The sequence below is a fragment of the Xanthomonas arboricola genome, from assembly GCF_003353015.1.
GTDB classification, from domain to species: Bacteria; Pseudomonadota; Gammaproteobacteria; order Xanthomonadales; family Xanthomonadaceae; genus Xanthomonas; species Xanthomonas arboricola_E.
On sequence record NZ_QREM01000001.1, the window covers coordinates 500,342 to 513,560 of the forward strand.

Genomic DNA, 13,219 nt, shown 5'->3' on the forward strand with positions numbered 1-13,219 from the left:
ATTCCGGCGCAGGGCCGCTTCGCGCATGCGGCACCGGGTTCGCTCGCCTTCTGTGAATGGGCGCGTCGCTCCGTAGAGTCCGATGCGCCGCCGTCCTGCGCGCGGCCGGGTCGCGTCGCAGCTGCAGGCACGCGCCATTCCTCTTCCAGGTGACCTCTTCCATGAAACTGCTAACCGCCGCGATCGGCGGTGTCTGTCTTACGCTCGCCGCACAAGCCGGCGCCATCAACCTTGCCACCGGCGATACGCGCGCTGTCTCCGAGCCGGCGATTCCCGCCACCTGCCAGCCGGTGAGCGCCAGCTACACGCCAAGCGGGCGGCTGTTCGACGCCGCGCTGGAAAGCGCGCCGCCCGATACCAAAACCATCCAGGCCGCGCTGACGGCCTGCACCGGCAAGAACGGCAGCGTGCTGCTCAAGGCCGGCACCGGCAACGCGTTTCTCAGCGGCCCGCTGACGATTCCCACCGGCGTCACCCTGGTCGTCGATCAGGGCGTGACCCTGTACGGCTCGCGCAATCCGGCCGACTACGGCAGCGGTTGCGGCACTGCCGGTGCCAAGAGCGGTGGGTGTCTGCCGTTGATCAGCGTCAAGGGCCTCAAGTCGGGCGTGATGGGTGTGCGTACCGGCGGGCGTCAGGGCACGATCGATGGGCGCGGCGACCTGACCATGCTCGGCAAGAGCACCACCTGGTGGGAGTTCGGCGAAAACGCCAAGAACGCAGGCCAGGTGCAGAACAGCCCGGACCTGATCAAGGTGCAGAACTCCAATACGTTCACCCTCTACAACGTCAACCTGATCAATGCGGCGTACTTCCATTTCTTCGCGCATATCGTCGATGGCCTGACCATCTGGGGCGTGCGGGTGAAGTCGCCGGCGACCAGCCCCAACACCGATGGCCTGGACCTGGACAGCGTGCTCAACGCCAGCCTGATCGACAACGATGTGATGGGGGGCGACGACTGCGTGGCGATCAAGACCATTGCGTCCAAGTCCGGCAACATCACCGTGCGCGACAACCGCTGCTACGGCACCCACGGCATCTCGATCGGCAGCGAGGTGATGTCCGGGGTCAACAACGTGCTGGTCGACAACAACGCCATCGCCGCCAGCGACGACGCCGGCAACCGCAGCACCGACAACACCGGGCTGCGCATCAAGACCAGCCTCGCCAAGGGCGGCCCGGTCAGCCTGGTCACCTACCGCGCTACCTGCCTGTACGGAGTGACCAGCCCGCTGGTGATCAACCCGTTCTATTCGACCGGCGGCAGCGGCACCAAGCCCAGCTTCAGCGACATCGTCGTCAACGGCCTGCGCACCACCGGCGATGCCGGCCTCAAGGGCAAGGGCTGGATCCTGAGAGGCTTCGATGCGCAGACGCCGCTGGACCTGACCCTGGCCAACGTGGCCACCGGCAACACCGCGGTCACCGCCAGCGACGCGCAGATCGGGCTCAGCAACAGCGCACTCACCCCGACCGGCAGCAACGTCACCACGCCTGCCGTGCAACTCGGCGGCAGCGTACCCACCTGTTCGACCGCACCGCGCTTCCCGGCCCTGTGATCGGACCGGGCGCGGCCACCCGGCCGCGCCCGACGGCTGGAGTGACAGCAAAGAAGCCAACGCCGGCCGATCAGGCCATCAGGTGAAGAAACCAGAGCAGGCACCCTGGTACGGCGCCGAACCCGACAAATCGCCAGCCCCAGCCTGCCGTAACAGACAACTCCGGGGCCGCGCATGCGCAGCACCCCGCATCCCATTCCCCATTCCCCATTCCGCGCGGCACCGACCGATCCCCCAATCCCGAATCCCAAATCCCCGCCACTCAAAGCTCTTTCCTTTCATGGTCTTATTGCCAGAAGTTCATCTGTTCTCTGTTACCCTCGGCCGATGATTCGACGCACCCTGACCTGCCTGCTCACCCTCGGCCTTGTCGCCTGCGCGACCCAGCCCAGCCCTCCGACCCCGCCGCCGGCCGCCAGCGCGCCCCCGGCCAAGCCGCCGAGCACCCCGGTCGCGCCCGTCAGTGCCGCCGCCGAAGCGCCCGCACTGCCGCCGGTGGACCTGACCCCGGTGCCGTTCGAGATCGCCCGTGCCAACTTCGTGCGCGACACCGCCGCCAGGTACGGCATCGATGCCGCACAGATCGAAGCGGTGCTGGCGCAGGCGCAGTTCAAGGACGCCATCGTCACCGCGATGTCGCGCCCGGCCGAGCGGGTCAAGCCGTGGAACGAATACCGCCCGATCTTCATCACCCAGGCGCGCATCGATGGCGGCCGCAAGTTCCTGGCCGAGCATCGTGCCGAGCTGAGCAAGGTCGAGGCGGCCACCGGCGTGCCGGCGCAGGTGATCGTGGCCATCATCGGGGTGGAAACCAGCTACGGCAGCAACGCCGGCAAGTACCGCGTGCTGGACGCGCTGTACACGCTGGCGTTCCGCTATCCGCGCAGCGGCGACCCGGCCAAGCTCGAACGCGAAGTACGCCGCGAGCTGTTCTTCCGCGATGAACTCGGCCAGCTGTTCGCGCTCGGCAAGGAAGAGCAGCTCGATGTCACCACGCTGATCGGCAGCTATGCCGGCGCGATGGGCATGGGCCAGTTCATGCCGTCCAGCTACCGTCAGTTCGCCGTCGATGGCGATGCCGACGGCAAGCGCAACCTGTTTACCGACCACAACGACGTGTTCGCCTCGGTCGCCAACTACTTCGTCAAGAAGGGCGGCTGGGTGCGCGGTGGCCAGGTCGCGGTGCCGGCCACGCTGGCCGCCGGCCACGAGGAATTCAATCCCACCGACTGGTCGCCGGTGCATACGCTGGCCGACCTGTCCGCGCGCGGCTATCACCCCGACGCGCCGGTGGTGGCCGGCAGCACCGCCACGCCGATCAGCCTGGACGATGCCAACGGCAAGCAGTACTGGCTGGGCTTCCAGAACTTCTACGCGATCACCCGTTACAACATTTCCAAGATGTACGCGATGGCCGTGTTCCAGCTGTCCGAGGCCATCGCCGGCAAGGAGTTACCCCCGGCATGAACAGCACGACAGGTCCCAAGTGGCTGATCCCGATGGCACTGATGCTCGGCCTGGCGGCCTGTAGCAGTGCACCGAAGAAAACCGCCGGCACCGGCGGCAGCGGCGCGATCAAGGGCGTCGAGGTCGACGGCAAGGGCCCGGCGTATGTCGCCACCGGCTGCCCGTCGACCTCGCCGTACGCGGCCGCCAAGGAAGACCCGTCCACGCGCGGCGACTACACCGCCGGCGGCCTGTACAAGCCCGGCGTCAAGGACACCACGCCGGACCACGTGCCCAACGTGGCCTGCATCCCCGAACCGCTGGTCACCGACGAGCCGCGCTCGGCGGTGGGCAATCGCTCGCCATACGAGGTGCTGGGCAAGCGCTACGTGGTGATGGACAGCCCCGGCGACTATGTCGAGCGCGGCACCGCCTCGTACTACGGCAGCAAGTTCCATGGCCGGCTGACCTCCAACAAGGAGGTCTACGACATGTACGCCTTCACCGCCGCGCACAAGACCTTGCCGCTGCCCAGCTTCGCCCTGGTGACCAATACCGACACCGGCGACTCGGTGGTGGTGCGGGTCAACGACCGCGGCCCGTTCCACGACGGGCGCGTGATCGACCTGAGCTACGCCGCCGCGGTCAAGCTGGGCATCACCGGCAAGGGCACCGGCAACGTCGAGGTGCGTGGCCTGACCGAGGCCGACAACGGCAACCTGCTGGCCAAGCGCCGCAGCGGCAGCGCACCGGTCGGCACTGCGGTGGCCGCCGCACGGCCGGCCGCGGGCGCCAGCCAGATCGATGGCCTGGTGCAGCGCCTGCCTGCCCGCACGCCGCCGGCGGCCACCCCGCGCGCCGTGGCCGCCGTTACCGCCACTCCGGCGGCCGCCACCGTGGCCAGCGGAGCAGGGGCCAGCGGAGCAGGGGCCACCACGGTTCCCGTCGGCGAGCGCTGGCGCTACCGCGTCGCCGACTCGCGTCAGCCCGGCAATGCCGACAACTTCGATGCCTGGATGAAGTCGCAAGGCGTGCGCGTGGCCACCGGCAAGCCGGCTGCCGCCGCGCCACGGCCGGCTTCGTCCGTCCCGGTCGCGGCCGCTGCGCCGGTCGCGGTTGCGGCAATCAAGCCTGCCGACAGCGTGCCGGCACGTCCGCCCAGGAGTGAACCGGCACCGGCCAGGGCGCCGAGCGTGGCCGAGGCCGCATTGGGCGACATCCTGCTGCAGGTGGCCAGTTTCGCCAGCCGCGAAAACGCCAACCGTGCGCTGTCCCAACTCGCTTCGGCCGGCATTGCCGGCGCCAGCGTCAGCGACATCGTCAGCGGCGGCCGTACCCTGTGGCGGCTGCGCGTGAACGCGCGCGACCACGCCAATGCCTCGGAAATCGCGCAGCGTATCGCCGGCCTGGGCTTCGGGCGTCCGCAGATCGTGGCCAACTAGGCCAGGCCGATCCGTCTGCCAAGGTCGGCGGATGGGTTGGCGCCTGGCATCGGAGGCTCGTCTGGCAGCGGTGAGCATCAGCAACCTTTACGAGCGCCTGGTTGCCCGGTCCGGTCAGCCGCGCTCGGCAAGCCGCTCGCCGCCATCGCTGAACTGCGCAGGCGTGCGCAGCCTCTGGCGCGTCGCCGCGATCGCCGTGGCGCCTTACAATTTCGCATTGCCCAGCCTTCGGGCCCGTCAGGAGTCGTTCTTCAATGAAATTCCGTTTCGCCGCCGCCGCGGTGGCCACGTTTGCCTTTGGCCTGGTCTGCGCCCAGACCCCGGCGCCGCAGCCGACGCCTGCCGTTGCCGCTGCGCCGGCCGCCATCCCGGTTCCGCCCGCGCCCGCACCGGCCGTGTCCAAGTCCTGGATCCTGATGGATTACGCCACCGGGCAGGTGCTGGCCGGCGAGAACATCCACCAGCAGCTGGCGCCGGCCAGCATCACCAAGGTGATGACGTCCTACGTGGTCGCCGCCGAAATCAAGAACGGCAAGGTCAAGCGCGACGACCAGGTCATGATGAGCGAGCGCGCCTGGCGCGAGGGCGGCGCCGGTACCGACGGCAGCTACAGCGGCTTCCCGGTCAACCAGACTGCGCGCCTGGAAGACATGGAAAAGGGCATGGCGATCCAGTCCGGCAACGATGCCGCGATCGCACTGGCCGAGCATGTGGCCGGCAGCGAAGAGGCCTTTGCCTCGCTGATGAACAGCTACGCCGCCAAGATCGGCATGAAGGACTCCTACTTCGTCAACGCGCACGGCCTGAGCGCCGAAGGCCACCATTCCACCGCCTACGACCTGGCCGTGCTGGGGCGCGCGATGGTGCGCGATTACCCGGAGACCTACGCCTACAACAAGATCAAGGAATTCCAGGTCGGCAGCATCAAGCAGAGCAACCGTAACCGGCTGCTGTGGCGCGACCCGGCGGTGGACGGCATCAAGACCGGCCACACCTCCGAAGCCGGCTACTGCCTGCTGAGCTCTGCCAAGCGCGGCGACCAGCGCCTGATCGCCGTGGTCATGGGCGACAGCTCCGAAGAGCAGCGCGCAACCGACAGCCTGGCCCTGCTCAACTGGGGCTTCCGCTTCTTCGAGACCCACAGCCTGTATGCGCCCGGCAAGGTCGTGACCAAGCAGAAGGTGTGGAAGGGTGAGCAGGACGAAGTGCAGCTCGGCGTCGCCCAGCCGCTGCTGGTCAGCCTGCAGCGCGGCCGCTACAACGACCTCAAGCCCAGCATGGACGTGGCCAAGAACCTGCAGGCCCCGATCAAGCAGGGCCAGCAGGTCGGCACGGTCAAGGTCAGCCTGGACGGCAAGCTCATCGCCCAGGCCCCGCTGGTGGCGATCAACGCGGTGGAAGAAGGCGGCTTCTTCAAGCGCCTCTGGGACGCGTTCTGGATGTGGTGGGAATCGGAGTGATCCAAAGAAAAAGCCGGCGAAAGCCGGCTTTTTCTTTGCGGGGATTGGGGATTGGGGATTCGGGATTGGCAGGAGCGAGAGCAGAAGTAAAGCAGCAGCAGCCCGCTGTTGCGAATCCCCAATCCCGAATCCCCAATCCCCAATCCCAACCCTCAAAGCATCCGACTGATCGTGAAACTTCCATACACCGGCGTTTCGCGCTGGGTGTCGAACTCGCGGGTGCGGTGGTAGCGGGCGATGGCGAACTTCCAGCGGCCGTACATCACCGCAAGGCCGTAGCCGACATCGCCCACGAACGGTCGCTTGTCCACGCTGTGGCTGTTGCGGAAGGTGTTGCCGTCCAGGGTGATGTCGCGCAGCACCCAGCGTGCATCGGTGGTCACGAACAGATGGCCCGACCAGCCGCTGGCGCGCCCGAGCCGGCTGGGCGCGGTGTTCTCGCCGGCCGGCCGGGTCGGGGTGCTGCCGAAGTCGTCCGGCAGCTTCCAGCCGAAGCGCGCCTCGCCGCCGGCATTCAGGTGCGTGGCCATGTTGCCGACCGCGCCGCCCCAGTGGGAAATGAAGTCCCAGCCAAAGCCGCCGGCGTTGCCGCTGGCATCGGATGGCCAGCGGTGCATGCGTTCGTGGACCAGGTTGATCACCGGTTCGTTGTGCAGCTGGTTGTCCCAGCCCTGAAATTTCTCGTCGCCCAGGATGTCGTGGATGGCGTCCTGCGCTTCCTGCGCAAAGGCCCACGGCCCGACCACGCCGAGCTGCAGTTGGGTGGTGCGCAGTTGCGCATCGTTGCGTGCGTTGTAGCCGAAGCTGGCCAGCAGGATGCCCGCGTACGGGCGATCGTCGGCGATCACGTCGCGACGGGTGTAGTCGGTCGGGGTGAAGATGCCCTGCCCGATCGAGAACACCATGTTCTGCTGGTCGAACTCGCCCGGGTGCAGGCGTTCCAGATAACTGTTGACCCAGCGCGCGCTGCGCGGCAGGCAGGGGTCGTCGGTGTAGTCGACCAGGTTGGGCGAAACCAGCGTCAGCACCGCGCCGTTGGAGTAGCCCTGATCCTGATCCTCGCCGCCGAACAGGTCGTTGTCGACCCGGAAGTTCACCGCCGGCGGGGTCCGGCTCATTCTGCTGGAGTCGCACTGGTCGGCGGCCAGTGCCGGCATCGACAGTCCGGAAAGGGAGAGCAGCAGGGCAGCGGACAACGCGCGCGGTCGAAGCATGGAGGGCCTGGGAAGGTAGGAAGGACGATGTCCGGCAAAATGCCTGCGGCCACTGCTGCGCCGCGTGAATGTGTGGGAGGGATCATGCCCGAGCTGCTGGATGCAGCGGCGGAGTCTGGAACACCAGTCCGTTCCATTTGCGATATGGCGGCCATGAAAAGCTCGCGCGGATAGCATATGATCCGCCCGCGGGGAAACCAGCCCCCAAGGAACGTCGGCCTTCTCGGGCCGTTTCATCACAACGGATCGCGTTTGCCGACGGCAGCGCAGGTGTCAGGGGAATAATATGAGCAAGATGATTTCTGTGAGCGCAGCGCTGTTGTCCGGCGTGGTGGGTATCGCACTGGCCAGCGTCAGCGCGCCGGCTTCGGCCGGACTGAAGGATGCCTTCAAGGGCTCTGCACAGGATCAGCGCAAGGATGCCGTCGCGCAGATCCCGGTGTGTGCCAAGCCGCTGGGCAGCCTGTCGGTGATCGAGCCGGAGGACGCAGTCAACTGGTGGTCGGGTCAGCAATTGCCGGCGCCATCCAAGTTGATCAAGGTCTTCGTCAACCGTTCGCGCTGCTTCACCCTGGTGGACCGTGGCGCGGGCATGGCGGCATCGCAGCGCGAGCGCGAAATGGCGGCAAACGGCGATCTGCGCGCCCGCTCCAACGTGGGCAAGGGGCAGATCCGCGCAGCCGATTATGTGATGACGCCGGATCTCATTTCGCAGAACCACAATGCCGGCGGCAGTGCCATTGCCGGCATGCTGGGTGGCCTTGTGGGCGGCAATGCCGGCAACCTGGTCGGCGGCCTGAACCTCAACAAGAAGACCGCTGACGTGGTGCTGACCATCACCGATGTGCGCTCCTCCGAGCAGGTCGCGATGGCCGAAGGCAACGCCAAGAAGACCGACCTGGGCTGGGGCGCGCGTGGCAACGTCTTCACCGGCGGCGACTACGGCGCGGCCGGTGCCGGCGGTTATGCCAACACCGAGATCGGCCAGGTGATCACCTTGGCCTACCTGCAGGCTTACACCGACGTCGTCACCCAGCTCGGTGGTCTGTCCGGTAACGCGGCTGCGTCCAATGTGCAGCAGGCTGTGACCGTGACCCGTGCGGGGCGTCTGTTGGGCAATGCCAAGGGCACCGGCGCGGCCGTGCGCACGCTGGAGCCTGGCATGATGCTGTACCCGACCGGCACCAAGGAAGGCGTCATGTGGGAGGTCGAAGACGAAATGGGCAATCGCGGCTGGGTCTCGTCGGCCATGCTGGAACTGTCCAAATAAGCAAGTAGCGAGATCCATGCTGGGCGTGACGCGTCTGGCGTGAAGCAACGGGGCCCCGGTGGCCCCGTTGTTCTTTCCCACGGACTGCGGGCTTGGGTTTGTCGGCCATCGTCCCGATAATGGGCGGATGGAAATCAGCACTGACAACCCCGATCACGGCTTCCAGTTTCCCGGCACCTTCGAGCTCAGCGCGATGGGCGCGGCCGAGCGCGGGCTGGAAAGCGAACTTCCGCGCCTGCTGGCTGCCACCGGCGTGGAGCTGCTGGAGGAAAGCATCAGCTGGAAGCATTCGTCCAGCGGCAAGTATGTCTCGGTCAAGATCGGCTTCCGCGCCGAAAGCCGCGCGCAGTTCGACGCTGCGCACCAGGCGCTGCGCGACCATCCGGAAGTGAAGTGGACGCTGTAGCGGTCCAGGCAGTGGCGAGTCCCGCTGCCGTCCCACCGGCCCAGTTGCGCGATCTCGGTCGGCAGGACTACGCGCCGGTATGGCGCGCGATGCAACGGTTCACCGATGCGCGAGATGAGGCCACGGCCGACGAGGTCTGGGCGGTCGAACATGCGCCGGTGTTTACGCTGGGCCAGGCCGGCAAGCCCGAGCACGTGCTGGCGCCGGGCGAGATTCCGGTGCTGCAGGTCGATCGTGGTGGCCAGGTGACCTACCACGGGCCGGGCCAGCTGGTGGTCTATCCGCTGCTGGACCTGCGCCGGCTCAGGATCGGCGTGCGCGATTACGTGTGCAGGATCGAGCAGGCACTGATCGACACGCTGGAAGAGTGGAACATCATCGCCGAGCGCCGCGAGGGCGCCCCGGGCGTGTATGTGGGCGGGGCGAAGATCGCCGCGCTCGGCATCCGGGTGCGGCGCGGCTGCAGCTTCCATGGCCTGTCGTTCAACGTGGCGATGGACCTGGAGCCGTTTCACCGTATCAACCCCTGCGGCTACCAGGGCCTGCAGGTGACCTCGGTGCTAGACTTGGGCGGCCCCTCCGGGATGGACGCCGTCAAGGCGGTGCTGCTCGATCAGCTGGCGCGCCAGTTCGGTCTCGTCCTGCAGCCTGTCTCCGCGTTGCCCGACCTTTCGCTTCCGGCCTGAGCGCCCGTTATTGCCATGACCCAGCCTATCGCCCGTTCCATTCCCTTGCAGGTCGTTTCCGACTCCGCCGCACCTGCGCCGCTGCAGACCGGCGTCAAGCAGATCGGTGGCGACAAAATCAATCGCTCGCCGGTGCAGTTCGTCGATGCGCCGGTGCTGCGCAAGCCGTCGTGGATCCGGGTGCGGATTCCGTCCGGCAATGCGGTGCAGACCCTCAAGGCCAAGCTGCGCGAGAACCGCCTGGTCACGGTCTGCGAGGAAGCCAGCTGCCCGAACATCCACGAGTGCTTCAGCCACGGCACTGCGACCTTCATGATCCTGGGCGAGGTGTGCACGCGGCGTTGCTCGTTCTGCGATGTGGCGCACGGTCGGCCCAAGCCGCCGGATGCGAACGAGCCGGCCAGCCTGGCCACCACCGTGGCCGACATGGGCCTGAAGTACGTGGTGGTGACCAGCGTGGACCGCGACGACCTGCGCGACGGCGGTGCCCAGCATTTCGTCGACTGCATTGCGGCCATCCGGGTCAGTTCACCCAAGACCCGCATCGAGATCCTGACCCCGGACTTCCGCGGCAAGGGCCGCATGGACCGCGCGCTGGAGATCCTGGCGCTCAGCCCGCCGGACGTGTTCAACCACAACATCGAAACCGTGCCGGACCTGTATCCGAACGTGCGTCCCGGCGCCGACTACCAGTGGTCGCTGACCCTGCTGCAGCGCTTCAAGGCGCAGCATCCGTCCATCGCCACCAAGTCCGGCATCATGCTCGGCCTGGGCGAAACGATGGAACAGGTGCAGGCCACCTTGCGCGACCTGCGCGCGCACGACGTGGACATGATCACCATCGGCCAGTACCTGCAGCCGACGCCGCACCACCATCCGGTGATGCGTTACTGGACACCGGAGGAATACAAGGCGCTGGAGGACTACGGCAATGCGCTGGGCTTCAGCCATGTCGCGTCCGGTCCGATGGTGCGCTCGTCGTATCACGCCGATCGCCAGGCAGCCGGCGCCGGCGTCGCTGCCTGAGATAGCCGCAACCCCGACGCCTGCGCGCCCGGGCGGACGCATCCGCGGTTGCGCGCGGATGCAGCGTCTGGTGTCGCCCCTTCCTGCGCGCCGAGCGCCTTCCATCGAAACGCTGCGCGCGACCGCCTGCGTGCAGCTGCAAGGCTGTCGATAGCGAGAGACCACGCCCCGCATCATGCCGGGGCGTGTCGTCTCTGGTTGCCGCGTCCCGGCCCGCAGGGTACGGCCGCGTTCACAATCCGCTACAGGCCCGGCGCTAGGCTGATTCAGCCAGCGGATGACAACGCCAGCAACTTTCGGCACTGTCATGCTGTCTGATCCGTTCACCGCCTTTCTTTCGTCGGCCCTGTGCCGAGAGCCATTCGATGACCTACAACGTTTCTGCGTCCATGAAGGCCGGCCTGCTGGCGCTGGTGTTGACCACTCCGATGGCATTGCTCGCACGCGCCGATACGGCGTTGCCGGCCGCGGCCACGCCCGACCAGGCCACTGCGACCAAGCTGGTCTACGGTCTGCTTTCCGACAGCCGTTACGCCTACCGTCCGCGCACGCTGGACGAGGCGATGACCAAGGACGTGTTCAAGCGCTACCTGGAGACCCTGGACGGCAGCAAGCAGTTCTTCACCCAGACCGACATCACCGGCTTCGCGCCGCTGGAAGCGGGCGTGGGCGATGCGCTGCGCGGTGGCAAGCTGGACCCGGCGTTCCAGGTGTTTTCGGTCTACAAGAAGCGCGTCGATCAACGCGTCAAGTACGCGCGTGACCTGCTCAAGCAGGACTTCGATTTCACCGGCAGCGACAAGTTCGAGTACGACCGCAAGGACGTGCCGTGGGCTGCCGACGACAAGCAGCTGGACGTGCTGTGGCGCCAGTCGGTGATGAACGACTGGCTGCGCCTGAAGCTGGCCGGCAAGAAGCCCGACGACATCCGCAAGACGCTGGACAAGCGCTATGCCGCGCTGGCCGATTCGGTCAACGAGTTGAAGGCCGAAGATGTGTTCCAGTTCTTCGTCAACGCCTACACCAACGCAGTCGATCCGCATACCGACTACTTCACCCCGCGCACGGCCGAAAACTTCAATCAGCAGATGTCGCTGTCGCTGGAGGGCATCGGTGCGCAGCTGCAGAAGCAGGACGACATGGTGGTGATCCGCGAGGTGATCCCGGGTGGTCCGGCGGCGGTGGATGGCACGCTCAAGCCGGGCGATCGCATCGTCGGCGTGGGCCAGGCCAAGAACGGCGCGATCGAGGATGTGATCGGCTGGCGCATCGACGATGTGGTGGCCAAGATCCGTGGCAGCAAGGACACCCAGGTGCGCCTGGAATACATCCCGGCCGAGTCGGGCATCGACGGCAAGCACCGCACGGTGACGCTGACGCGGCAGAAGGTGCGCCTGGCCGAACAGGCCGCCAAGGGCGAGACCATCACCCTGCCGGCCAAGGGCAGCGAGCCGGAGCGTCGCATCGGCATCATCAAGTTGCCGGGCTTCTACCAGGATTTCGAAGGCCGTCGCCGCAATGCGACCGACTATGCCTCGGCAACGCGCGACGTCGCCAAGTTGCTGGCCGGCTTCAAGACCGACAAGGTCGACGGCGTGGTGCTGGACCTGCGCAACAACGGTGGCGGTTCGCTGGACGAAGCGATCGAGCTCACCGGCCTGTTCATCGAGCAGGGCCCGGTGGTGCAGGTGCGCGAATCCGGCGGCCGGGTCACCGTCAATGGCGACAGCAATCCCAAGGTGGCCTGGGATGGTCCGCTGGGCGTGCTGATCAATCGCGGCTCGGCGTCGGCGTCGGAGATCTTCGCTGGTGCCATCCAGGATTACGGTCGCGGTCTGGTAATCGGCGAAACCAGCTTCGGCAAGGGCACGGTGCAGAACATCGTCGACCTGGACCGCTGGCCGGCTGCGGAAGGCCAGCGCTATGGGCAGGTCAAGCTGACGATCGCGCAGTTCTTCCGCGTCAGCGGCTCCAGTACCCAGCACAAGGGCGTGGTGCCGGACATCGCATTCCCGGCCAGCGTGGATGCCACCGAGTTCGGCGAGAGCACCTACGACAATGCGCTGCCGTGGACGCGCATTGCCGCCGCGCCGCATACCCAGTACGGCAACTTCGCGCCGCTGCTGCCCAAGCTGCAGGGCCTGCACACTGCCCGCATCGCCACCGACAAGGAATTCCAGTGGTGGGAAGAGGACGTCAAGCAGTTCCGCGATGAAAAGGCCAAGAAGTACATCTCGTTGAACGAAGCCGAGCGCGTGGCCGAGCGTCAGAAGCAGGATCAGCAGCGCAAGGATCGCCAGCAGCTGCGCAAGCAACTGGGCCTGCCGCTGGATCCGCTTGCCGAAGACAGCGACGACGGCCTGACCGGCAACGAGCGCGATATCGTCAAGGACACCGCACGCGAAAAGGCCGCGGAAAAGCGCCCGGACCCGTTGCTGCACGAATCGGCCGCCATCCTGGCCGATGCGCTGGGCCTGCTGTCGCAGGACCGGCCGTTGTCGGCGCAGGTGCTGCCGCAGTCCACCGCACCGGGACGTTGGGCCGACTGATCGTCTGCCCAGCGCCTGGCGGCAGGATCGGTTGAAGAAAAACGCCACCGCACTGCGGTGGCGTTTTTGTTGGCCGATCCTTCATCTCGATCTTGCCGGCGCGCGCGGGCGTGATTACCGATCAATTGGCCGGCTGCCATGCCCGTATGCCTTGCAAC

General features: G+C 66.8%; 10 protein-coding genes. 9 read left to right on the top strand and 1 reads right to left on the bottom strand.

Annotation, left to right across the window (positions count from 1 at the left end; translation table 11 throughout):
• The first annotated feature begins 161 nt into the window (after positions 1 to 161).
• The 4 genes from C0541_RS02240 (at position 162) to C0541_RS02255 (ending at position 5,910) form a co-directional block, all read left to right on the top strand.
• Positions 162 to 1,562, top strand: coding sequence for a glycoside hydrolase family 28 protein (locus C0541_RS02240; RefSeq protein WP_115045484.1), 1,401 nt, complete (start codon positions 162 to 164; stop codon positions 1,560 to 1,562).
• A gap of 327 nt (positions 1,563 to 1,889) precedes the next feature.
• On the top strand, positions 1,890 to 3,029 hold the full coding sequence (gene mltB, locus C0541_RS02245) for a lytic murein transglycosylase B (RefSeq protein WP_115045485.1): 1,140 nt from the start codon (positions 1,890 to 1,892) through the stop codon (positions 3,027 to 3,029).
• Positions 3,026 to 4,450: a septal ring lytic transglycosylase RlpA family protein gene (locus C0541_RS02250; protein ID WP_115045486.1), complete on the top strand. Its 1,425-nt coding sequence runs from the start codon at positions 3,026 to 3,028 to the stop codon at positions 4,448 to 4,450. Before mltB ends, C0541_RS02250 begins: the two co-directional genes overlap by 4 nt.
• 254 nt (positions 4,451 to 4,704) lie before the next feature.
• On the top strand, positions 4,705 to 5,910 hold the full coding sequence (locus C0541_RS02255; protein ID WP_115045487.1) for a D-alanyl-D-alanine carboxypeptidase family protein: 1,206 nt from the start codon (positions 4,705 to 4,707) through the stop codon (positions 5,908 to 5,910).
• A 152-nt stretch (positions 5,911 to 6,062) separates the two neighbouring features.
• On the opposite strand, the gene C0541_RS02260 is transcribed toward C0541_RS02255, so the two are convergent.
• Positions 6,063 to 7,124: a lipid A deacylase LpxR family protein gene (locus tag C0541_RS02260; RefSeq protein WP_115045488.1), complete on the bottom strand. Its 1,062-nt coding sequence runs from the start codon at positions 7,122 to 7,124 to the stop codon at positions 6,063 to 6,065.
• 286 nt (positions 7,125 to 7,410) lie between these two features.
• On the opposite strand from C0541_RS02260, the gene C0541_RS02265 reads away from it, so the two are divergent.
• From C0541_RS02265 to C0541_RS02285, 5 genes are all read left to right on the top strand, one after another.
• Positions 7,411 to 8,394 carry a CsgG/HfaB family protein gene (locus C0541_RS02265; protein WP_115045489.1) on the top strand — a complete coding sequence of 328 codons (984 nt, stop codon included), beginning with the start codon at positions 7,411 to 7,413 and terminating at the stop codon, positions 8,392 to 8,394.
• Positions 8,395 to 8,521: 127 nt separating this feature from the next.
• A complete protein-coding gene (locus tag C0541_RS02270; protein WP_104583778.1) occupies positions 8,522 to 8,800 on the top strand; it encodes a YbeD family protein in 279 nt (92 codons plus the stop codon).
• Positions 8,788 to 9,486, top strand: a complete 699-nt coding sequence (gene lipB / locus C0541_RS02275) for a lipoyl(octanoyl) transferase LipB (protein ID WP_115045490.1) — start codon at positions 8,788 to 8,790, stop codon at positions 9,484 to 9,486. Before C0541_RS02270 ends, lipB begins: the two co-directional genes overlap by 13 nt.
• A 15-nt stretch (positions 9,487 to 9,501) precedes the next feature.
• Positions 9,502 to 10,512: a lipoyl synthase gene (gene lipA / locus C0541_RS02280; RefSeq protein ID WP_115045491.1), complete on the top strand. Its 1,011-nt coding sequence runs from the start codon at positions 9,502 to 9,504 to the stop codon at positions 10,510 to 10,512.
• A 389-nt stretch (positions 10,513 to 10,901) separates the two neighbouring features.
• The gene (locus C0541_RS02285; protein WP_193725847.1) at positions 10,902 to 13,061 is read left to right on the top strand and encodes a carboxy terminal-processing peptidase; all 2,160 of its coding nucleotides are present in this window, start codon (positions 10,902 to 10,904) and stop codon (positions 13,059 to 13,061) included.
• Positions 13,062 to 13,219: the final 158 nt, after the last annotated feature.

Excerpts from the sequence above, each read along its gene's own strand:
- C0541_RS02265 (WP_115045489.1), top strand. The coding sequence starts at position 7,411 with ATGAGCAAGATGATTTCTGTGAGCGCAGCGCTGTTGTCCGGCGTGGTG.
- C0541_RS02285 (WP_193725847.1), top strand. The coding sequence starts at position 10,902 with ATGAAGGCCGGCCTGCTGGCGCTGGTGTTGACCACTCCGATGGCATTG.
- lipA (WP_115045491.1), top strand. The coding sequence starts at position 9,502 with ATGACCCAGCCTATCGCCCGTTCCATTCCCTTGCAGGTCGTTTCCGAC.
- C0541_RS02260 (WP_115045488.1), bottom strand. The coding sequence starts at position 7,124 with ATGCTTCGACCGCGCGCGTTGTCCGCTGCCCTGCTGCTCTCCCTTTCC.
- C0541_RS02270 (WP_104583778.1), top strand. The coding sequence starts at position 8,522 with ATGGAAATCAGCACTGACAACCCCGATCACGGCTTCCAGTTTCCCGGC.
- C0541_RS02255 (WP_115045487.1), top strand. The coding sequence starts at position 4,705 with ATGAAATTCCGTTTCGCCGCCGCCGCGGTGGCCACGTTTGCCTTTGGC.
- C0541_RS02250 (WP_115045486.1), top strand. The coding sequence starts at position 3,026 with ATGAACAGCACGACAGGTCCCAAGTGGCTGATCCCGATGGCACTGATG.
- C0541_RS02240 (WP_115045484.1), top strand. The coding sequence starts at position 162 with ATGAAACTGCTAACCGCCGCGATCGGCGGTGTCTGTCTTACGCTCGCC.
- mltB (WP_115045485.1), top strand. The coding sequence starts at position 1,890 with ATGATTCGACGCACCCTGACCTGCCTGCTCACCCTCGGCCTTGTCGCC.